The sequence below is a fragment of the Pseudomonas sp. DG56-2 genome (assembly GCF_004803755.1).
Lineage (GTDB): Bacteria > Pseudomonadota > Gammaproteobacteria > Pseudomonadales > Pseudomonadaceae > Aquipseudomonas > Aquipseudomonas auratipiscis.
Genome location: NZ_CP032311.1, coordinates 2351634 through 2371284 on the forward strand (window position 1 = coordinate 2351634; position 19651 = coordinate 2371284).

Sequence of the window (19651 nt, forward strand, 5' to 3'; positions counted from 1 at the left end):
CGCCGTACTCTTTCGTTTGATTCACTTGCTCGGGCCCTTTCAGATGATTCCGCCAGCCTCGATAGATCAGCAAAGCTTTCGTAAGCTGCTGAGCCGTAACATCGGTCTACCGTTGGGGGTCGGTTTGCTCAGCGCTGTAGTGTTTGTGGTAGTGATCAGCTATCTGCTATCGGCCATCCAGTGGCTGCAGCATTCCGACCGGGTGATCAACAACACCAACGAGACGGTAAAGCTTTCTATTGATATGGAAACCGGTATGCGCGGGTTCCTGATCACCGGGGATGAACAGTTTCTTGCCCCCTACGAGCTGGCCAAGCCGCAAGTGTTGTCGGCGCTCAAGGACTTGCAGCAACTGGTCAAGGACAACCCGCAGCAAGTAGACCGTCTGGGCCGACTCATCGGCCTGCAACAGGAGTGGAACGCCTTCGGCAGCGAGATGATCGACCTGCGACGCAATGCCGGGGACTACAGTCAGCCGATTCGCAGTGGCCGTGGCAAACGCATCACCGACGAGATGCGCCAGGAATTTGATTCGTTCATCGACATGGAGCAGCAACTACGGGCGGCGCGTAGTGATCAAGTCAGCACCGTTACCGTGGTGGCCATTTCGGTGTACCTGGTGTTCATTATTCTGCTAAGTGCCTTGCTGGCGTTCTTGGGGCGGCGGGACTTGATGGCGCTGTCGTCGAGCTACACCAGCAACCTGCAAGCCCAACAACGCGCCACCCAGCGTCTGGAGCAGCAAGCATGGATGCGTACCGGCCAGACGAAGCTGGCCGAGCAGGTATTGGGTCAATTGACGTTGCCGATGCTGGGTAACAATATCCTGCGTTTTTTTGCCAATTACGTCGGTTGTGTCGTGGCTGCGCTGTATGTGCGGGACGAGCATGGCGGCCTACGACGCGTTGCCGGTTACGGTTTGTCGGGTGAACAACAGGCCCGGGAACAGGTGGTCGGTTCTCATGAAGGCTTGTTGGCGCAAGCAGTAAACCAGGGGCAGCTGTTGCGCCTTGATGAAGTACCCGACGACTACTTCAAGGTCAGCTCCGGCCTGGGTGAAGGTTTACCACGTAGCGTCGTGCTGGTGCCCGCCAGCAACGATGGCCAGGTCAACGGTGTTGTTGAACTTGGCTTCTTGCGCACGCTGACTGACCGCGATATCGAGCTGTTCGAACTGGTTGCCGACAATCTTGGCACCTCCATCGAGAGCGCTCGCTACCGCCAGCGTCTACAGGAGGTGTTGGCGGAAACCCAGCAGCTCAACGAAGAGCTGCAGGTGCAGCAGGAAGAGCTGAAAACCGCCAACGAAGAGCTTGAGGAACAGTCGCGGGTGCTCAAGGAATCCCAGGCGCACCTTGAGACGCAGCAGGCGGAACTGGAGCAGACCAACGAACAATTGGCCGAGCGTACTGATGCGCTGGCTGAACAGCGCGATGCCCTGAACCGCAAGAACGGCGAGCTGAATCAGGCCCAGGCCGAATTGCAGACCCGCGCCGAAGCGTTGCAGCGCTCCAGCAAGTACAAGTCGGAATTCCTTGCCAACATGTCCCACGAGCTGCGCACACCGCTCAACAGCTCGCTGATTCTGGCCAAGTTGTTGGCAGAGAATCCCCAGGAAAACCTCAGTGAAGATCAAGTCAAGTTCGCCGAGTCGATCTACTCGGCTGGCAACGATCTACTCAATTTGATCAACGATATTCTCGACATTGCCAAGGTCGAGGCGGGCAAGCTTGAAGTGCGTCCGGAAACCACCCATGTAACGCGCCTGACCGAAGGCCTGCAAGCGATGTTCGAGCCGCTGGCCAAGGACAAACAGTTGAGTTTCAGCGTGGTCGTTGAGCCTGAAGTACCCGCTACGTTGTACACCGATCGCCAGCGTCTGGAGCAGATCCTCAAGAATCTGCTGTCCAATGCCGTGAAATTCACCGACGCCGGGCAAGTCAGCCTTAATGTCGGCTGGCAGGCCGATATGGGGGTAGTGTTCTCGGTACGTGACAGCGGCATCGGTATCGCCGCCGATCAGCAGCAAAGTATTTTCGAAGCGTTCCACCAGGCCGATGGCACAACCAATCGACGATATGGCGGCACAGGGCTTGGCTTGTCTATTTCGCGCGACCTCGCTGAGTTGCTCGGCGGCCAGATTACGGTGGCCAGCGATCTGGGCAAGGGCAGTGTATTCAGTCTGATCCTGCCGCTGCGTTATGAACCTGGGGTTATCCAGGCGCCAGCAGCGATAATCAACCCGCCCGTTGCAGTGGCTGCCCAGCCTGTACCCGCGCCGCAAGCAGCACTTGATGCTGTTGTGGTTCCCCGCAGCACATTAGCCTTTGCCGATGATCGTGAGTTGGCACCGTTCAGCAATCGTTGCATTCTGGTCGTCGAGGACGAGCCGAATTTCGCCCGTATTCTTTTCGATTTGGCTCATGAGCTTGGGTACAGCTGTCTGGTTGCACAGGCCGCCGACGAGGGCTATGAGCTGGCCGCAGGGTTCATTCCGGACGCCATTCTGCTCGACATGCGCCTGCCGGATCACTCTGGCTTGACCGTGTTGCAACGACTCAAGGAGCAGGCCAGTACCCGTCATATTCCGGTGCACATCATTTCCGTCGAAGACCGCGTGGAAGCCGCCATGCACATGGGCGCTGTCGGCTACGCGGTCAAACCGGCCAGCCGCGAAGAGCTCAAGGCGGTGTTCGCGCGCCTGGAAGACAAACTGACGCAAAAGCTCAAGCACATTCTGCTGGTAGAAGACGATGATCTGCAGCGCGAGAGCATCGCCCGCTTGATCGGTGACGATGACATTGAAATAACCGCTGTCGGCATGGCGCAGGAAGCGCTGGACTTACTGCGCGAGAATATCTATGACTGCATGATCATCGATCTGAAGTTGCCCGACATGCTCGGCAATGAACTGCTCAAGCGCATGTCGGACGAGGATATCCGTTCGTTCCCGCCTGTGATCGTCTATACCGGGCGCAACCTGACGCGTGACGAAGAGGCTGATCTGCTCAAGTACTCACGCTCGATCATCATCAAGGGCGCACGTTCTCCAGAACGCCTGCTCGATGAAGTGACACTGTTCCTGCACAAAGTCGAATCGACACTGTCCCATGAACGGCAACGCATGTTGAAGACCGCGCGCAGCCGCGACAAGGTCTTCGAAGGGCGCAAATTGCTGTTGGTGGACGATGATGTGCGCAACATTTTTGCTTTGACCAGTGCGCTTGAGCATAAGGGGGCGATCGTCGAAATCGCCCGCAACGGACGCGAAGCTATCGAGCAACTGGAGCTAAACAGCGATATCGATCTGGTACTGATGGATGTGATGATGCCAGAGATGGATGGCTACGAAGCGACCCGTTTGATCCGTCAGCAGCCGCGCTGGCGCAAGCTGCCGATTATCGCCGTGACTGCCAAGGCCATGAAAGATGATCAGCATCGATGCCTGGAAGCCGGTGCCAATGATTATTTGGCCAAGCCGATCGATCTGGATCGCCTGTTCTCGTTGATTCGTGTATGGCTGCCACAACTGGAGCGAATTTGAGCATCGAACGTAATACCGACATAGAAATACGGCTGTTGATCGAGGCGATCTACCTCAAGTACAGCTATGACTTTCGCGATTACTCCGGCGCTTCGATCAAGCGCCGGATCCAGCATGCGTTGCGCCAGTTTGACTGCAAGACGGTATCCGCGCTGCAGGAGCGGGTACTGCATGACCCTGGCATGTTCATGCAGCTGCTGCAGTTTCTCACCATTCCAGTCAGCGAGATGTTTCGCGACCCGGAACACTTTCTGGCCCTGCGCCAGGAGGTGGTACCGCTACTGCGTACCTGGCCTTCGCTGAAAATCTGGATCGCGGGCTGCAGCACGGGCGAGGAAGTCTACTCAATGGCCATTCTGCTGCGTGAGGAAGGCCTGCTCGACCGCACCATCATCTACGCCACCGATATCAACCCCAGCTCCCTGGAGAAAGCCAAGCAGGGTATCTATTCGGTGCAGAACATGCGCGAGTATGCCCAGAACTATCGCAAGGCCGGAGGCCGTCGGGACTTCAGCGATTACTACACCTGCGCCTATGGCAACGCCATTGTCGACAGCAGCCTGCGTGACAACGTGACCTTTGCCGACCATAGCCTTGCTACCGACAGCGTTTTTTCCGAAACCCAGTTGGTTTCCTGCCGTAACGTACTGATTTATTTCAATAAGACGCTGCAGGACCGAGCATTCGGGCTATTTCATGAGTCGCTTTGTCATCGCGGCTTCCTGGTATTGGGCAGTAAGGAAACCTTGGACTTTTCCTCCTACGCTGATCAGTTCCAGGCCTTTGTTAAACCAGAACGGATCTACCGCAAGTCATGAAAGACATACAGGCGATTGTCGTCGGTGCCTCGGCCGGAGGTGTCAGTGCCTTGTTGAGTCTGTTCCATGCCTTGCCGAAGGATTTTTCCATCCCGATTGTGTGCGTGCTGCACCTGCCGGATGACCGTCACAGCCAGTTGGCGCAGGTGTTCAAGCGCAGGCTCGGGCGCGAGGTGTGCGAGGCCCAGGATAAACAGACAATAGCCGCGGGCACGATTTACTTTGCCGGTCCCGGTTATCACCTGTCGTTGGAGCAGGACCTCAGCTTTTCCTTGAGTCAGGAAGAACGGGTGCACTTTTCCCGGCCTTCAATCGATATTTTGTTTGAGTCGGCTGCTGATGCCTATGGGCCGACGTTGGTGGGCGTGTTGCTGACGGGGGCCAATGAAGACGGCGCCCGTGGTCTTGCATACATCAAGCAGTTGGGCGGCTACACCTTTGTCCAGGATCCGAGCGAAGCTCATGTTGCGACAATGCCCGAAGCGGCATTGGCTTTGCACCGACCTGACTACACACTGCCGTTGAGCGGCATCGGGCAATTGCTCGCCAAGTTGGAACCCCCCAAATGCTAAGCCACATCCAAGCCAAACTGCTGATTGTCGATGACCTGCCAGAAAACCTGCTGGCACTGGATGCGCTGGTCAAGGGCGACGACCGGGATGTCTACCAGGCCCAGTCTGCTGACCAGGCGCTTTCATTGTTGCTTGAGCACGAGTTCGCCCTGGCCATTCTCGATGTGCAGATGCCGGGGATGAATGGATTCGAGCTGGCCGAGTTGATGCGCGGTACAGAGAAAACCAAGAACATCCCCATCGTTTTTGTCAGCGCTGCTGGGCGTGAAATGAACTATGCCTTCAAGGGCTACGAAAGCGGAGCAGTGGACTTTCTGCACAAGCCACTGGATAACCAGGCGGTGAAAAGCAAGGTGGCAGTGTTCGTCGATCTGTTCCGCCAGCGCAAGGCGCTGGGCCAGCAGTTGGAGGCTATCGAGCGCAGCCGTGCAGAGCAGGAGCAATTGCTGACGCAACTGCAAGCGGCACGCACGGAGCTGGAACACGCCGTGCGCATGCGCGACGACTTCATGTCGATTGTGTCCCACGAGTTGCGCACCCCACTGAACGGTCTGATTCTGGAAACCCAACTGCGCAAGCTGCATTTGGCGCGCGACAATGCCGACGCTTTTGCCCTGGACAAGATGCGCGCGATGGTCGATCGCGATGAGCGTCAGATCAACAGCTTGATCCGCTTGATCGAAGATATGCTCGATGTGTCCCGGATTCGCACTGGCAAACTGTCCATCCGGCCCAGCCAATTTGACCTTACGCGCCTGGTCGGTGGCTTGATCGAGAACTTTGCCGCTCAGGCCGCAGCAGCGCAATCAACCATAGAACTGAAAATCGATGCGCCGCTAGTCGGAGTCTGGGATGAGTTTCGCATTGAGCAGGTGATTGCCAATCTGTTGACCAACGCCCTGCGCTACGGCGCCAAGCATCCTGTCACTGTGCGCGCCTTCGAGCAGCAACAGTGGGCGTGCATCGAGGTGAGCGACCAGGGCATCGGGATCAGTGAGGAAAACCAGCAGCGGATTTTCCAGCAGTTCGAGCGTGTTGACTCAAATCAGGGCAGTGCGGGCTTGGGTTTGGGTTTGTACATTTCCGAGCAGATTGTGCTGGCTCATGGCGGCCGCCTCGAGGTACGAAGCGCCGAGGGGCAGGGGGCGACTTTTACGCTGCGCCTGCCGCTGGCCTGAACGCGGCGCAGCGTTTGACGTCAACGCTTTACCTCAGGCGCGCGCAGACGGTTCCGACGAGATCTGCTGCGCCTAGCTGATATTCCCGCTGCCTGTGAAGGCGTGTGATGACTTCCCGGTATTCATCACAGGGAGTATTCACATGCCTATTAGTGCGGCAAAGGAAAGCACTGTTCTGTGTCTACGCGTAGGCGTATTTTTTGACGGCACGGGTAATAATCTGCACAACAGCGAGCTGGTAGCAGCCTGCATGGGGCCTGATAGCAATTTGGCAAGCGCGCCGCTTGCGTTACGCGAGCACTGCGCAAAATATGGCTACGATGGTCGCGGGAGTGTACCGACCGACAGCTATGGCACTGCTAAAACCAATATCGCCAAGTTGTATGAACTGTATCGGGACCAGGCCGCTGAGCAGGTGAAAGACAGTCAGACAACCGCGAGCCTGAAGGTGTACGTCGAGGGAATCGGCACACAGGCGGGTGAGAAGGACTCGAGCCTGAGCATGATGACCGGGCGCTACGGCTCTGGTGTGATTGCCCGAGCGCAACAGGCGCCGGCCGCGGTCATTGAGCAAGTAAGGCGCTGGTCGGCCAGTAACCCCGGGGCAAGCGCTCAACGCATCGAATTCGACATCTTCGGTTTCAGCCGTGGAGCAGCAGCGGCTCGGCATTTTGCCAATGACTTGGGTAAAGGCGCCGGCAGTGCGTTGGCGCAGCTCTGGCCGAGGTCAGAGGCGTTGCTGCCAGAGAATTTCGACTGGCAGTCGACACAATTCCTGGCAATCAATTTCATCGGTTTGTACGACTCTGTCGCAGCGATCATCTCGGTACTGGAAGGTAATCTCAGCCCAGCCAATGCTCAATACTCTGGCGTCGAAATGAAGCTCAGGCCGACTGCTGCCCGAAAGATCGTGCAACTGGTGGCACGGGACGAACAGCGCAAAAACTTTCCGTTGACCCAGACAGACAACGATATCGTGGTGCCAGGCGCGCACTCCGATGTTGGCGGCGGTTATTTACCTGAAGCTTTGGAGACCGTGGTACTGACGCGGCCTATCAGCAGCACCGAGCCTGCCAGCCTGGAAAATGGAAAAAGTCAGGCCTGCAAGAAGGCCCAGCTTTGTCTGGAACGTGATCAGCACACCTGGCAGTCGCTGAATCTACAGTTGGAGGTCTGTACTCAGGTGGACGCATTGCAACCTGCCAAACGTGATACACCTGCCGAGAAACGTGTGATTGCGTTTGTGCAAGGCAAGCGCCGAGTGGCTGGTGATCTGGCACTGATTTACCTGCGAATCATGCACAGGCTGAGTGTTGATCAGAATGTGCCGTTCGAAGCACTGGACGAGCAGCGCATGGCATTGCCACCCGCATTGCAGGTAATCGCCGACAAGCTGATGCAGCACGCGCAGGGGCAGCAGGCGACTTCTCCGTTGAATGAATGTGAAGAAGCGCTGTTGCGCAAACGCTACATACATCTGTCCAGCCATTGGGGCACGCAAGGTGCAGCGCGTGAGGCCATTGATGCGTTTACCTCAACCGCCCCCATGAAAATGGCCAGCGCAGCATCTATCCCAATGAGTAGACACTCAAACCATCGACGTGAGGCTTTCACCGCGCAGCGTACGCTCGATCCCACCCAACACCATGCTTTCCATCAGCGCCAGCCCTTGGGCCTGGGGCAGCTGTGAAGCCTGCAACCAACTGGGTACGCTGTTGAGCAGATTGGCAATGACATGGGCCGTTGCCACCAGCGCCTGGCCACCCAAGGTAGCCTTGGGCACGATCATGCGCAGCAGAGCCGTTTCATACTGTTGGCGCAGTTGACCGATGCGCGCCTGCTGATCCGGGCTCAGGCAGCATTGGTCGCGTTCAGCGAGGCGAAACTGCAAGGGGCGCTCGGCGTGTAGCGCCCAGTGTGCAGCGATTACTTCAGAGAGCGTCTGCTGATGAGCACGACGCCCCTTTTTGAGGGTCGCAAGCAATTCCTCATACAGCTCTTCGATCAGATCGTAGAGCAGGTCCTGCTTGCTGGGGAAGTGGTGGTACAGCGACCCCGCCGTCAAGCCCAGGTGGCTGGCCAGTTCGCGCATGCTCACCTGGCCAAAACCCTTCTCGGCGAACAGCGCCAGAGCCCGGTCACGCCGCTCTTCGAAATTCGTACAACGCAAAGCGGCGTCCATCGACTTGCTCCTCAGTAGGTGAAGAAACCACGACCGCTCTTGCGCCCCAGGTAGCCGGCGGCAACCATTTCCTTGAGCAGGGGTGCAGGGCGGTATTTGCTGTCGCTATAGCCTTCGTGAAAGGCCTCGAGAATGGCCAGCAGGGTGTCCAGGCCGATCAGATCCGCCAGGGCCAGTGGGCCAATTGGCTGGTTGCAGCCAAGGCGCATGCCGATGTCGATGTCTTCGGCACTGGCCAGGCCTTCCTGCAGCACGAAGATCGCCTCATTGATCATCGGCACCAGGATACGGTTGACCACGAAGCCTGGACGGTTGCCGGCGCTGATAGGCGTCTTGCCGACCCGCTCGGTCAGGGCCATGGCCGTGGCGTGGGTGGCATCGTTGGTTTGCAGGCCGCGAATAATCTCGACCAAGGCCATCATCGGCACCGGGTTGAAGAAATGCACACCGATAAAGCGCTCGGGATGGCTGACCGCCGCGCCCAACTGAGTGATCGACAGCGACGACGTGTTGGTTGCAATCACGCACTCACTGCTGACGCTAGTGGCAATCTGCTGGAGAATGCGCACTTTCAGTTCGAGGTTCTCGGTGGCCGCCTCGATCACCATTTGTGCCTGCTGCAACTGGGTGTAGTCGGTGCTGGTGCGGATCCGCGCGACAGCCGCCTCGGCGAGGTCGGCGGCCAGAACCTGCTTGCTGACCTGACGCTCCAGGTTTTTACGCAAGGTGGCCAGGCCGCGCTCCAGCGCGGCGTCGGAAACATCGATCAAGGTAACCTGGTAACCGGCCACTGCACAGACTTGGGCAATGCCATTGCCCATGGTGCCAGCGCCGATCACCGCAATATGTTCAATACTCACGTTCAGAGCTCCTTGTTCAGACGCGCTCGAAGACCACGGCGATGCCTTGGCCGCCTCCGATGCACATGGTTGCCAGTGCATAGCGGCCTTCGATGCGTTGCAGTTCGTGGATGGCCTTGGTCGCGATGATTGCGCCGGTAGCACCTACTGGGTGGCCCAGGGAAATGCCGGAACCGTTGGGGTTGACCTTCTCGGGATCAAAGCCCAGCTCTGCCGCCACGGCGCAGGCTTGGGCAGCAAAGGCTTCGTTGGATTCGATCACGTCCAGGTCGGCGATTTGCAGGCCGGCTTTTTCCAGGGCCTTGCGCGTGGCTGGGACCGGGCCAAGGCCCATCAGCTCAGGTTCTACGCCAGCGTGGGCATAGCTGACCAGGCGGGCGAGGGGCTTGAGGCCGTGGCGTTTGACGAAGTCGCCAGTGGCCAGGACCAGGGCGCCGGCGCCGTCGTTCAGGCCGCTGGCGTTGCCGGCGGTGACCGTGCCGTCCTTCTTGAAGGCTGCCTTCATGCCGGCCAGCTGTTCAGCGGTGACTTCGCCGCGCACGTGCTCGTCGATTTCAAAACGCACGGTGCCTTTACGGCCAGGAATGTCGATAGGCACGATCTGGCTGTCGAAACGGCCTTCGGCAATGGCGCGGGCGGCGCGTTGCTGGCTGACCAATGCCAGGTCGTCCTGCATCTGGCGGGTGATGCCGTTACGCTCGGCAACGTTTTCGGCAGTGATGCCCATATGGAAACCGGCGAAAGGATCGTGGAGAACACCGAGCATGTAGTCCACGCCCTTCAGATCACCCATGCGCGCACCCCAGCGAGCTTGTGGCAGCAGGTAAGGGCCACGGCTCATGGATTCGGCACCGGCAGCCACCACCGCCTCGGCGTCACCGAGCAGCAGGCTTTGGGCAGCCGATACAATGGCCTGCAGACCCGAACCACACAGGCGGTTGACGTTGAAGGCCGGGGTTTCCTTGGGAATGCCGGCATTCATCGCCGCAACGCGGGCCAGATAGGCATCGCGTGCCTCGGTTGGAATCACCGTACCCATTACCACGTGGCCGATTTGCTCAGGTGCCACACCGGCGCGCTCGATGGCCGCGCGAGTTACGCTGCTGGCCAGGTCAGCCAGGGGAAGGTCCTTGAGGGAACCGCCAAAACTGCCAATGGCTGAACGAACGGCGCTGACTACGTAGATTTCCGGGGTGTTCATGATCGACTCCAGTATGCGAATACATGGCGGGACGGTGGCAGGCTCTGACAGAATGCACATCACGCCAGGTTCAGGTTGCCATTGAGTCTAGGCAAAGCCTTTCACCGGGCCTATGCCATAACTGTTCACTGAAACTGGTATTTTTTGCCATACCTTGCGGAATCCGCCATGCGGGAAAACGATACAGTCGCGGTTTACTTCGTCCATAGCATGTTGCACGCCCTGCGCGACCAACCGCAGCGCGCGTCAGCTTTGCTGCGCGAGGCCGGCATCGATCCGGGCGTGCTCGAGGTCGCCGGTGCGCGCGTTTCGGCCACGGCTTTCACCCGGCTCTGGCTGATTCTGATCCAGGCCCTGGACGATGAGTTCTTCAGCCTCGATAGCCATGGCATGCCGATGGGCAGTTTCGCCCTGATCTGTCGCGGCCTGATCCAGGAGCCCAACCTGGAAAAGGCCCTGCGTCAGTGCCTGGTGTACTTCGGTCTGTTTTTGCGCGATGTGAGCGCGAGCCTGTCGATCAAGGGCGGGCGGGCGGTAATAAGCCTACAGTCACGCATCGAAGACCCATCGACTCGGGTGTATGCCGAGGAAACCTTCTTCGCCCTGGTAATCAGCTTGATGTGCTGGTTGGGCGGACAACGCCTGGTCATCGACCGCACTGCGCTGACGGATAAAAGGCCGTCCCAGGACGACGATCTGTTGCTTTGGGGCCCCAATCTGCAATTGGGGGCAGGGGTAAGTGAAATCGAGTTTGCCGCTGACTACCTGCGTTTGCCGGTCATTCAGGACCTGGCCGGGCTCAAGACGTTTTTACGCAGTGCGCCACAATGGCTGGTAATTCGCTATCGCAACCAGAATGGTCAGGTGGCTCAGGTCTACCGTTACTTGCGCGAGCGCGATCAGGGGCAGTGGCCCACCCTGGTGGCCATGGCCAAACGCCAGGGGCTGAGTGCCAGCAGCTTCCGCCGGCAGTTGGAACGCGAGGGGCGTTCGTTCCAGCAGATAAAGGATGAAGTACGTCGGGCAATGGCCTTTGAGTGCTTGCGTGAAACCGATATGAGCATTGCCGAAATAGCCGTACGCACCGGGTTCCAGGAGCCCAGTGCGTTTCATCGTGCGTTCAAGAAGTGGACCGGTGAAAGTCCCGGGAGCTATCGCTTACGCATGGCGGTCAGGGGTTAGCAGGTTGGCCATAAGCTGGCGCAGGTGATCCTTACCGGCCTGGTTAAGGGCGAACACCGGACGACGAGGTTCGCCTACTGGCAAACCGTCGATGGCCAACCCGGCTTTGACGGTGGCAGGCAGGCCGGCCTTGAGGATGAAGTCCAGCAGCGGCAATTGACGGTAGAACACCGTTTTGGCGGTTTCCAGGTCGTTGGCCACCACCGCTTTGTACAGCGACTGGTTGAGTTCGGGAATCAGGTTGGCCGCCGCTGTACACCAGCCGCTGGCACCGGCAATGAATGCTTCCAGGGCCATAGGGTTGCAACCGTTGTAGAACGGCACTTTACCTTCACCGAGCAATTGCAGCTTGTGCATACGCTGAATGTCGCCGGTACTCTCCTTGACCATGGTTACATTCTCGACCTCCCGCACGATGCGCAAGATCAGCTCAACCGACATGTCGGTACCGCTGGTGGCAGGGTTGTTGTAGAGCATGATTGGAATGTTGATGCTGGCACCGATGGCCTGATAGTGCGCGAAGATCTCCGCCTCGCTGAGTTTCCAGTAGGCCGTTGGCAAGACCATGACCGCATCGGCGCCATGAGCCTGGGCGAAGCGCGCACGGCGGATGGCGCCAGCGGTGGTGAGGTCGGAGACGCTGACAATGGTCGGCACTCTGCCGGCAATGTGCGCAAGGCTGAATTCGGTGGCCTGGTCCCATTCCTGATCGCTCAGGTAGGCGCCTTCACCGGTGCTGCCCAGGGGCGCGATGGCATGCACGCCACCTGCGATCAAGCGATCGATGGACAGCCCCAGGGCCGCGAGGTCAAGGTGCTGACCGTCGCTGGTGAAAGGCGTAATGGTGTAGCCGATAATGCCGTGGAATTGAGTAGTCATGAACAGTGCTCCGCAAGAAAGGCAAAAGGACAAGCAATCAGCTCAGGCAGTCGGCATGTGCCCGCAGGCACTGCCGCGCATAATAGTTAAAGGCTGCGCTGTGGCGTTTCGGGCGTGAGATCCAGTCATGGGCTTCACGGCCCAGGGCTGGCTCGATGGGTTTGACTTCACCAGCGGCCATCGCCAGCAATTGCAGCTTGGCCGCACGCTCGATCAACTGGGCGATGACACAAGCTTCCTCGATACTTGCCCCGGTCGATAATTGACCGTGGTGCGAAAGCACAATGGCGCGCTTGTCACCCAGTGCGGCGCTGATGATTTCACCTTCCTCGTTACCCACCGGCACCCCGGGCCAGGCCTGAAGAAAAGCGCAGTCTTCGTAGAGCGGGCACAGATCCATGTGCGAAACCTGCAGCGGCACCTCGAGCATCGATAAGGCAGCCACATGAGTGGGGTGGGTGTGAATGATGCAGTTCACATCGGGGCGCGCGCGGTACACCCAGCTGTGAAAGCGGTTGGCCGGGTTAGGCATCCCGTGGCCTTCGAGTACTTCCAGGTCTTCATTGACCAGCAGCAAGTTGCTGGCGGTGATCTCGTCGAAGCCGAGTCCCAGTTGCTGGGTGTAGAACGTGCCAGGCTGTGGTCCGCGGGTGCTGATTTGCCCGGCCAGGCCCGAGTCATGACCGTTGTCGAAGAGAATTCGACACGTCAGGGCCAGCTTTTCCCGTGCAGTCCACGTATTATCGGCAAGCGAGCCTTGCATCTGTGTAAGGGCCTGCTTTATCAGCTGGTCCTTGGGCAGTGCCAAAGTCTTGGCCATAGGGATATCCTCGATGGTGTAGAGAAAATGTCAGGCTGGCCCGCCCCGGCTACTTGGAAGGTGAAGGGGCGGTTAAGTGCATGACACAAAAAAGGATAAATGACACAATGTGTCATTAGCAAGTAAAAGCTTGCCCGTGGCATTGGGAAAATTGCAGCGCATGTCTATCCGATTGAAATTGTTGAGAAAAAAATTGGGAATTACCTTGGAGGTGTTGGCCGAAAAGTCCGGCATGACCAAGAGCTATTTGTCCAAGGTTGAGCGTGGCCTGAATACGCCCTCCATTGCCGCAGCCTTGAAGTTGGCGCGGGCGCTGAGTGTCAATGTCGAAGAATTGTTTGCCGAAGATTCGCCTGGGCAGGCGCGTTTCAGCCTGGTTCGTAGCGGCGAGCGTCAAGCGCTGTCAGGAAGTGCCCAGGGGCCAGGTTACGCAGTGCTGGCCAACCATATTGGTAGCCGCAGTTTGCTGCCTTTCATCATCAGCCCGCCGTCTGATTTCAGCGATTCCACCTTCAAGGAGCACCTTGGGGAAGAATTCCTGTTTGTTCACGAAGGCCAGGTTGAAGTGGATTTCATGAGCGAGCGGGTCATCCTCGAACGTGGTGACGCGCTTTATTTCAATGCCCAGACACCGCATCGGCTGCGCTCGCTAGGCGAGGTACAGGCACAGTTGCTGGTGGTTGTGCATGACGCTGAAGGTTGATACCGATGGGCAGTCATTCGCGATTCTGGCGTGACCCGGCGCTGCCATTCATCGAAGCGCGCAGCGTCGATGATGGGCGCAAAGTCTGCTATGCGCCGCATTCCCACCAGAGCTTTTCCATCGGCGCGATCACCCGTGGCCGCAGCACCTATGTGAACGGTGACGGCCGTCAGCAGGTAGCTGAAGGCACCGTTGTACTGATGAACCCCGGAGCAGTACACGCGTGCAACCCGATTGATGGTGAGCCATGGTCCTACCTCATGCTGTACGTGGACCTGCCATGGTTGCAGGCATTGGGCTTCCAGCCGTTGGAAGTGTCTAGCAGTGACTCGCCACGGCTGTTCCAGAACCTCTGCGAACTTCACGCGCTGTTGGAAGACGAACAAGTAAGCAGCACCAGCAAGCTTGCGGCCTTGCGTATTTTCTTCAGTGAGTTGATCGAGCGGTTGCCTTGCGGGCATCGTGCTGATCATCAGGTCAACAAGCGCTTGCTGGCGGCTGCAGCCTTCGTTCGCGAACATTGCACTGAGCCGCTTCGACTGCAGGACATCGGTGATGCCGTCGGCCTGTCCAGCTCGTACTTGATTCGGGCGTTCAAGCAACACTTTGGCTTGACGCCACACGGTTACCTGCTCGATCAGCGGGTCCAGTATGCCCGGGCACGGTTACGCTGCGGCGCCGTCATTGCTGAAGTAGCCCTGGAAGCCGGCTTTGCCGATCAGGCACACCTGCAACGGGCCTTCAAGCGCCACCTGGCGGCAACGCCCGGTCACTACCGATCAGCCCACCAGTAGATACACGGCACTGGCCAGCAACAGCGCTGCCAGCACGCGGTTGAACACGCGTACCCTGCCTGGATTGCCCAGGTACTGGCTGATTACACTTCCAGCCCAGGCCCAACTGGCAATGGATGCGTAGCAAATTGCAAAGTAGATCCCGGTGAACTGCCAGAGCAGGCCGGTTTCGCCTTCGCCGACAAACGCCCCGACACCCGCTACACAGGCCAGCCAGGCCTTGGGATTGAGCCATTGCAAGGTGGCGCCGGCGAGCATCGAAGGTGCCGCAGCTGCGTCACTGTCGGCCAACTCGCCACGGTCGCTGGCCAGTTTCCAGGCCATGTACAGCAAAAACACTACGCCGCCTGCATGCAGCACCTGGGTCAACGCTGGCCAGTGGCGCAGCAACTGATGCAGGCCCAGGCCAATCAGCAACAGCAGCAGGCTGAACCCCAGGGTGGCCCCGGTGACATGTCGCAGACTGGCGCGTAAACCATGGCGGGCGCCACTGCCTAGGGCGACAATGTTGACCGGGCCAGGGGAGATGGAGGAGGCCAGCGCAAAAGCGGCCATGGATAGCATCAGGCTCATTAGTGTGTCTTCCGCAAATAAGGTCGACGCAGTGTGCAGGCTTGGTCGTCGCGGATATTGAAGAAAACTACCCTCGTGGAGGCATCGATGATGCGCGCGGGAAAGTTTTACAGAATTTGAAATAGTTTTGCACTGTGAGAAAACCCTGCTGGAATTGTAGGATCTCCTCCCCAATTGATATCAGGTTGTTATGACTTCGTTTTCGGAGCCCCCCAGTACCTGGCCATCTCGGCCATCCTTCCGTCCTTGTGACGTTTCTTCCCTGTTCACCTCGATGAGTACCTACCCATGGAATGGCTAGCCGACCCCACGGCCTGGCTGGGCCTTGCCACGCTGATTGTGCTGGAACTGGTACTGGGTATCGACAACCTGGTGTTCATTGCCATCCTTGCCGACAAGCTGCCACCGCATCAGCGCGACCGTGCGCGGGTCATTGGCCTGTCGCTGGCGTTGATCATGCGCCTGGGCCTGCTGGCCAGTATTTCCTGGATGGTAACCCTGACCGCGCCGCTGTTCGAGGTGTTCGACAAGAGCTTCTCGGGCCGTGACCTGATCATGCTCTTCGGTGGTGTGTTCCTGTTGTTCAAGGCCACCATGGAGTTGCATGAGCGTCTCGAAGGTCATGTGGCGCAGAGCAATGGCAGTACACGTCACTCTGCTTTCTGGCCGATCGTGGCGCAGATTGTGGTGCTGGACGCGGTGTTCTCGCTGGACGCTGTGATCACTGCCGTGGGCATGGTTGAACACTTGTCGATCATGATGATCGCGGTGATCTTCTCCATTGGTATCATGATCGTCGCCAGCAAGCCGTTGACGCGCTTTGTCAACAGTCACCCGACCGTGATCATGCTGTGTTTGGGCTTTCTGATGATGATCGGCTTCAGCCTTACCGCTGAAGGCCTGGGCTTCCACATTCCTAAGGGCTACTTGTACGCGGCGATCGGTTTCTCGATTGCGGTGGAGGTGTTCAACCAGTTGGCTCGTGCTGGTCGCAAGCGCAGCCTGCAGCGACACCAGCCGCTGCGTGAGCGCACAGCCCATGCTGTGCTGCGCTTGTTGGGCGGGCGGCGCGTCGAGGCGGACGAAGTGGGTGAGGATATCGCCGATCTGGTCGGCGACGGTGAAGAGCACGTGCTGTTCGATCGTCGCGAGCGGGTCATGATCAGCGGTGTACTGAACCTTGCCGAGCGTCCGATCAAGACCGTGATGACCGTGCGGGCCGAGGTCGATACGGTTGATCTGGCGCAATCGGCCGAGGAGATTCGCAAAGCGCTGATGCATTCGTCCTACTCGCGCCTGCCGCTGATTCGCGACGGCCGCATAGATGAACCGCTGGGCTTTGTGCACAAGAAGGAACTGCTCAAGGAACTGCTGGCCGGTAACGAGCCCGATCTGGAGAGCCTGGTGCGTGCTCCGTTGAACCTGCTGGAAAGCTTCAGCATTCTCAACGCCTTGGAGCAGATGCGCAGCAAGTCGACCCATATTGCGTTCGTGGTCAATGAATTCGGTGACTTCACCGGCATCCTGACCATGACCGATATCCTTGAGTCGATCGCCGGTGAGTTGCCCGATGCCAGCGAGGTGGAGGGACCTGGAATTGTCGAGGACGGGCAGGGCTTTGTCGTCAGTGGCGCCTTGAACCTCAGTCAGATCCAGGCGCGCACCGGTTTCGTTGCCAAACCCACCGAGGACTACCAGACCCTTGCGGGCTTGGTGATGAGTCTGTTGGACCGTTTGCCTGTGGTAGGCGACCGCCTGGAGTGGAACGGCTGGCAGATGACCGTTGTTGCGGTTGAGGAACGCCGGGTTCGCGAGGTGCGCCTCACGCCGAACGACGCTGCTGGCGCAGCAAGTGCTTGATGCCTTCAAGGATCAGCACCAGCACCGCCAGCCAGATCGGCAGGTAAGTCAGCCACTGGTCGGGACCGATGGTCTCGCCCAGTAGCAACGCCACAGCGACCAGCAACACCGGCTCGACATAACTGAGCAAGCCGAACAAGCTGAACGCCAGCATTCGGCTTGCCAGTACGTAGCAGATCAGCGCCATCGCACTGATCACTCCCAAGAGCGGAATCAGCCAATACAATCCAGGGTGCTCGATCAGGTCCCGGGCACTCAGCGGGCCTTGGACGACGAAGTACAGTGCCGCTGGCAGTAGTAGAAACATGTCCGCCCAGAGGCCACCCAGATGGTCGGTACGGCATTTGCGCCGCAAGACGAAATACAACGGGTAGCCGATGGCGACCAACAGGGTTTCCCAAGCGAAACTACCATGCTGGTACAGTTCGTGACCCACCCCGGTTGCAGCGCATGCCACGGCCAGTTTTTGCAGGCGCGACAGGCGCTCGCCGTAGACCACTCGACCGGTCAGGACCATGGTCAGCGGCAAGAGGAAATACCCCAGCGACACTTCCAGGCTACGCCCGTGCAGCGGTGCCCAGAGAAACAGCCACAGCTGCACCCCCACCAACGCTGACGTACCTATTTGCCCCAGTAACAGCAGCGGTTTTTCCCGCATGCGCTTGAGCAGCCCGGTCACCAGTTGCCAGTCTTTGCTCAACAGCAGGAACAGGGTCAGGCAGGGAAGGGTCAGCAATGTGCGCCAGCCAAAGACTTCTTCACCGTCAAGCGGCGTCAGCAGGGATGTGTAGAAATACATCACGGCGAACAAACAAGACGCCATGACTGATGAAACGATGCCTTTGAACACGAGGGCCTCTGAAGTAGGAAAAAGAAAGGCGCTTAACTATCCAGCGTCAGCGTCCGGTTGTCCGTGACTGACCCCAGGTCTTGTGCCTGCAAGGCCTGGATGAACGCCTCGGCCGACATGGGTCGGGCAAACAGGTAGCCTTGCTGGAAGTCGACGTTGTGCCGGGCCAGGTAGTCACGTTGCGCTTCGGTCTCAACGCCCTCAGCAACAATCCCCAGGCCCAGTTTGCTCGAGAGCTCAATGATACTGTCGAGGATATGCAGCGACAGCGCATCGCCGCCGATCATGGCCACAAAGCTCTGGTCGATCTTCAGGTAGTCAACCTGGAACTGACGCAAATAGGCCAGGCTGGATTGACCGGTGCCAAAGTCATCCACCGCGATCATTACTCCCAGGTCGTGAAGCCCGGCGAACAAGGCATGGGTGACGTCGCTTGGGGCAACCAGCTTGCGTTCTGTCAGTTCCAGGGTCAGGCGCACCCGATCGTTGGGAAACGCCGCAAGGAACTGACGGCAATCGTCCAGCAGCGCCATGTCCTGGCAATGGTCGGCGGTGATGTTGATACCAATGTGAAAGCCGTCCTCCATGAGTTCAGCATGCGGCGCCAGCAGTTGGGCCGTGCGCTGGAACAGTTGACGAGTCATGGGCACGATCTGCCCGCTGTGTTCTGCATAGGGAATGAACAGGTCCGGACGCACCAGGCCTTCATGAGGGTGCTGCCAGCGCATCAGTACCTCGACACCGGCCCAGCGGTAGTCGCCGCTGCGCACCACCGGCTGAAAGAAAGGCACGAACTCATTGGCTTCAATGGCGCGTTGCAATTCGGCACGAGGCGAACTGGCCCGGCGCAGTTGCCAGTAACAGGTTGCACCGGCTATGGCGCCGAGTATTACCAGCAGCAGGAACATGGCCAGGTACTCGCTGCGCATCTGTCGAGCAACCTTGCCCTCGCTGAATCCGCTATGAATAGAGAAGGGGTAGCGCGTTGAGACAAACTCGGTGGCTGCGACCTCTGGCTGTGGAACGACGCCGGACTGAACCTTTCCAGCGCGGTCCAGCCAGTGTTGGCCGACTTGCAGAATGAGGTAGTTGTCATTGCCAAGCAGATAAAGCGCCCCGATCAGATGATCACCATCGACGGTAACAACAGCTGCCCGCTCGCCTTCAGTCATGCGGTACACCAGTAGGGGGTGTCCAGGGGTTACCGAGTTTCCGTCCATCAGCCAGAGTTTGCCGGCTACGTAGTCGCTGGGGTCGACCCGTTCACTGTGAGGGCCGAACAGTGAACTGCAGTACAGTTCACCGCGGTATTCAAGGTTGGTGGAGCGAACAAAGGCGCGCCGGGTTACCTGGTCGCGCAGGGCGAGCTTCTCATTGACGCAAGGTTGCCCCGCCAATGGCAGCAGGTCGTTAGCGGCCTTGGCTAGATTATCGAGAATGCGCTCTATCTGATTGCCGACTCGTTGCGCCGTGGCTTGGCTATGGTTGTGCAGTTCCCGCTCGGATTGCCACTGCATGATTAATAGGCCGCAGAGGACAGGCATCAACCCCACCAGCCATGGCAGCACATGGCGCCAGAAGCGTAGGGGGTGATGTTTTACCGAAAAGGGCATGGCGACTAACCTTAAAAGATGG

At 58.6% G+C, this 19651-nt stretch carries 16 protein-coding genes and 1 pseudogene; 9 read left to right on the forward strand and 8 right to left on the reverse strand.

Going from position 1 to position 19651, the window contains the following annotated elements:
* Positions 1-43: 43 nt before the first annotated feature.
* The 5 genes from D3Z90_RS10705 to D3Z90_RS10725 all read left to right on the forward strand — a co-directional run bounded on the left by D3Z90_RS10705 (position 44) and on the right by D3Z90_RS10725 (position 7802).
* Positions 44-3544 carry a response regulator gene (locus tag D3Z90_RS10705; RefSeq protein ID WP_136475709.1) on the forward strand — a complete coding sequence of 1167 codons (3501 nt, stop codon included), beginning with the start codon at positions 44-46 and terminating at the stop codon, positions 3542-3544.
* The gene (locus D3Z90_RS10710) at positions 3541-4362 is read left to right on the forward strand and encodes a protein-glutamate O-methyltransferase CheR (RefSeq protein ID WP_136475710.1); all 822 of its coding nucleotides are present in this window, start codon (positions 3541-3543) and stop codon (positions 4360-4362) included. The genes D3Z90_RS10705 and D3Z90_RS10710 overlap by 4 nt, the downstream gene beginning before the upstream one ends.
* Positions 4359-4934 carry a chemotaxis protein CheB gene (locus D3Z90_RS10715; protein WP_136475711.1) on the forward strand — a complete coding sequence of 192 codons (576 nt, stop codon included), beginning with the start codon at positions 4359-4361 and terminating at the stop codon, positions 4932-4934. Before D3Z90_RS10710 ends, D3Z90_RS10715 begins: the two co-directional genes overlap by 4 nt.
* Positions 4928-6112: a hybrid sensor histidine kinase/response regulator gene (locus tag D3Z90_RS10720; RefSeq protein WP_136475712.1), complete on the forward strand. Its 1185-nt coding sequence runs from the start codon at positions 4928-4930 to the stop codon at positions 6110-6112. Before D3Z90_RS10715 ends, D3Z90_RS10720 begins: the two co-directional genes overlap by 7 nt.
* 142 nt (positions 6113-6254) lie before the next feature.
* Positions 6255-7802 (forward strand): DUF2235 domain-containing protein, encoded by a 1548-nt coding sequence (locus D3Z90_RS10725; protein WP_136475713.1) that lies wholly within the window; start codon positions 6255-6257, stop codon positions 7800-7802.
* On the opposite strand, the gene D3Z90_RS10730 is transcribed toward D3Z90_RS10725, so the two are convergent.
* Genes D3Z90_RS10730 through D3Z90_RS10740 form a run of 3 tightly spaced genes read right to left on the reverse strand, consistent with a single transcriptional unit; the run spans position 7701 to position 10355 of the window.
* Entirely contained in the window at positions 7701-8294 is a 594-nt protein-coding gene (locus tag D3Z90_RS10730) for a TetR/AcrR family transcriptional regulator (RefSeq protein ID WP_136475714.1), read from the reverse strand. The genes D3Z90_RS10725 and D3Z90_RS10730 overlap by 102 nt on opposite strands.
* Positions 8295-8305: 11 nt before the next feature.
* A complete protein-coding gene (locus D3Z90_RS10735; RefSeq protein WP_136475715.1) occupies positions 8306-9154 on the reverse strand; it encodes a 3-hydroxybutyryl-CoA dehydrogenase in 849 nt (282 codons plus the stop codon).
* 16 nt (positions 9155-9170) lie between these two features.
* Complete coding sequence (locus D3Z90_RS10740; protein WP_136475716.1) at positions 9171-10355, reverse strand: acetyl-CoA C-acyltransferase family protein; 1185 nt, start codon at positions 10353-10355, stop codon at positions 9171-9173.
* 168 nt (positions 10356-10523) lie between these two features.
* On the opposite strand from D3Z90_RS10740, the gene D3Z90_RS10745 reads away from it, so the two are divergent.
* Positions 10524-11537: an AraC family transcriptional regulator gene (locus D3Z90_RS10745; RefSeq protein WP_136475717.1), complete on the forward strand. Its 1014-nt coding sequence runs from the start codon at positions 10524-10526 to the stop codon at positions 11535-11537.
* Here D3Z90_RS10745 and D3Z90_RS10750 read toward each other — a convergent pair.
* Both D3Z90_RS10750 and D3Z90_RS10755 read right to left on the reverse strand, forming a co-directional pair.
* Positions 11514-12416 carry a dihydrodipicolinate synthase family protein gene (locus D3Z90_RS10750; RefSeq protein WP_136475718.1) on the reverse strand — a complete coding sequence of 301 codons (903 nt, stop codon included), beginning with the start codon at positions 12414-12416 and terminating at the stop codon, positions 11514-11516. The genes D3Z90_RS10745 and D3Z90_RS10750 overlap by 24 nt on opposite strands.
* A 37-nt stretch (positions 12417-12453) precedes the next feature.
* Positions 12454-13236, reverse strand: a complete 783-nt coding sequence (locus D3Z90_RS10755; RefSeq protein WP_136475719.1) for an aldolase — start codon at positions 13234-13236, stop codon at positions 12454-12456.
* Positions 13237-13396: 160 nt separating this feature from the next.
* On the opposite strand from D3Z90_RS10755, the gene D3Z90_RS10760 reads away from it, so the two are divergent.
* Both D3Z90_RS10760 and D3Z90_RS10765 read left to right on the forward strand, forming a co-directional pair.
* On the forward strand, positions 13397-13939 hold the full coding sequence (locus D3Z90_RS10760; protein ID WP_136475720.1) for a helix-turn-helix domain-containing protein: 543 nt from the start codon (positions 13397-13399) through the stop codon (positions 13937-13939).
* Between the two features lie 5 nt (positions 13940-13944).
* A complete protein-coding gene (locus D3Z90_RS10765) occupies positions 13945-14733 on the forward strand; it encodes an AraC family transcriptional regulator (protein WP_136475721.1) in 789 nt (262 codons plus the stop codon).
* Here D3Z90_RS10765 and D3Z90_RS10770 read toward each other — a convergent pair.
* Complete coding sequence (locus D3Z90_RS10770) at positions 14719-15306, reverse strand: LysE family translocator (RefSeq protein WP_136475722.1); 588 nt, start codon at positions 15304-15306, stop codon at positions 14719-14721. The two genes, D3Z90_RS10765 and D3Z90_RS10770, sit on opposite strands and share 15 nt — an antisense overlap.
* Before the next feature lie 288 nt (positions 15307-15594).
* On the opposite strand from D3Z90_RS10770, the gene D3Z90_RS10775 reads away from it, so the two are divergent.
* On the forward strand, positions 15595-17166 hold the full coding sequence (locus D3Z90_RS10775; protein ID WP_136475723.1) for a TerC family protein: 1572 nt from the start codon (positions 15595-15597) through the stop codon (positions 17164-17166).
* Here the strand turns inward: D3Z90_RS10775 and rarD are convergent.
* Both rarD and D3Z90_RS10785 read right to left on the reverse strand, forming a co-directional pair.
* Positions 17129-18016: an EamA family transporter RarD gene (gene rarD / locus D3Z90_RS10780; RefSeq protein WP_136475724.1), complete on the reverse strand. Its 888-nt coding sequence runs from the start codon at positions 18014-18016 to the stop codon at positions 17129-17131. The genes D3Z90_RS10775 and rarD overlap by 38 nt on opposite strands.
* A 36-nt stretch (positions 18017-18052) precedes the next feature.
* Positions 18053-19629 (reverse strand): annotated as a pseudogene (locus D3Z90_RS10785) (EAL domain-containing protein).
* Positions 19630-19651: the final 22 nt, after the last annotated feature.

Excerpts from the sequence above, each read along its gene's own strand:
- D3Z90_RS10765 (WP_136475721.1), top strand. The coding sequence starts at position 13,945 with ATGGGCAGTCATTCGCGATTCTGGCGTGACCCGGCGCTGCCATTCATC.
- D3Z90_RS10725 (WP_136475713.1), top strand. The coding sequence starts at position 6,255 with ATGCCTATTAGTGCGGCAAAGGAAAGCACTGTTCTGTGTCTACGCGTA.
- D3Z90_RS10705 (WP_136475709.1), top strand. The coding sequence starts at position 44 with ATGATTCCGCCAGCCTCGATAGATCAGCAAAGCTTTCGTAAGCTGCTG.
- D3Z90_RS10775 (WP_136475723.1), top strand. The coding sequence starts at position 15,595 with ATGGAATGGCTAGCCGACCCCACGGCCTGGCTGGGCCTTGCCACGCTG.
- D3Z90_RS10730 (WP_136475714.1), bottom strand. The coding sequence starts at position 8,294 with ATGGACGCCGCTTTGCGTTGTACGAATTTCGAAGAGCGGCGTGACCGG.
- D3Z90_RS10715 (WP_136475711.1), top strand. The coding sequence starts at position 4,359 with ATGAAAGACATACAGGCGATTGTCGTCGGTGCCTCGGCCGGAGGTGTC.
- D3Z90_RS10745 (WP_136475717.1), top strand. The coding sequence starts at position 10,524 with ATGCGGGAAAACGATACAGTCGCGGTTTACTTCGTCCATAGCATGTTG.
- D3Z90_RS10755 (WP_136475719.1), bottom strand. The coding sequence starts at position 13,236 with ATGGCCAAGACTTTGGCACTGCCCAAGGACCAGCTGATAAAGCAGGCC.
- D3Z90_RS10760 (WP_136475720.1), top strand. The coding sequence starts at position 13,397 with ATGTCTATCCGATTGAAATTGTTGAGAAAAAAATTGGGAATTACCTTG.
- D3Z90_RS10740 (WP_136475716.1), bottom strand. The coding sequence starts at position 10,355 with ATGAACACCCCGGAAATCTACGTAGTCAGCGCCGTTCGTTCAGCCATT.
- D3Z90_RS10720 (WP_136475712.1), top strand. The coding sequence starts at position 4,928 with ATGCTAAGCCACATCCAAGCCAAACTGCTGATTGTCGATGACCTGCCA.
- D3Z90_RS10770 (WP_136475722.1), bottom strand. The coding sequence starts at position 15,306 with ATGAGCCTGATGCTATCCATGGCCGCTTTTGCGCTGGCCTCCTCCATC.
- D3Z90_RS10750 (WP_136475718.1), bottom strand. The coding sequence starts at position 12,416 with ATGACTACTCAATTCCACGGCATTATCGGCTACACCATTACGCCTTTC.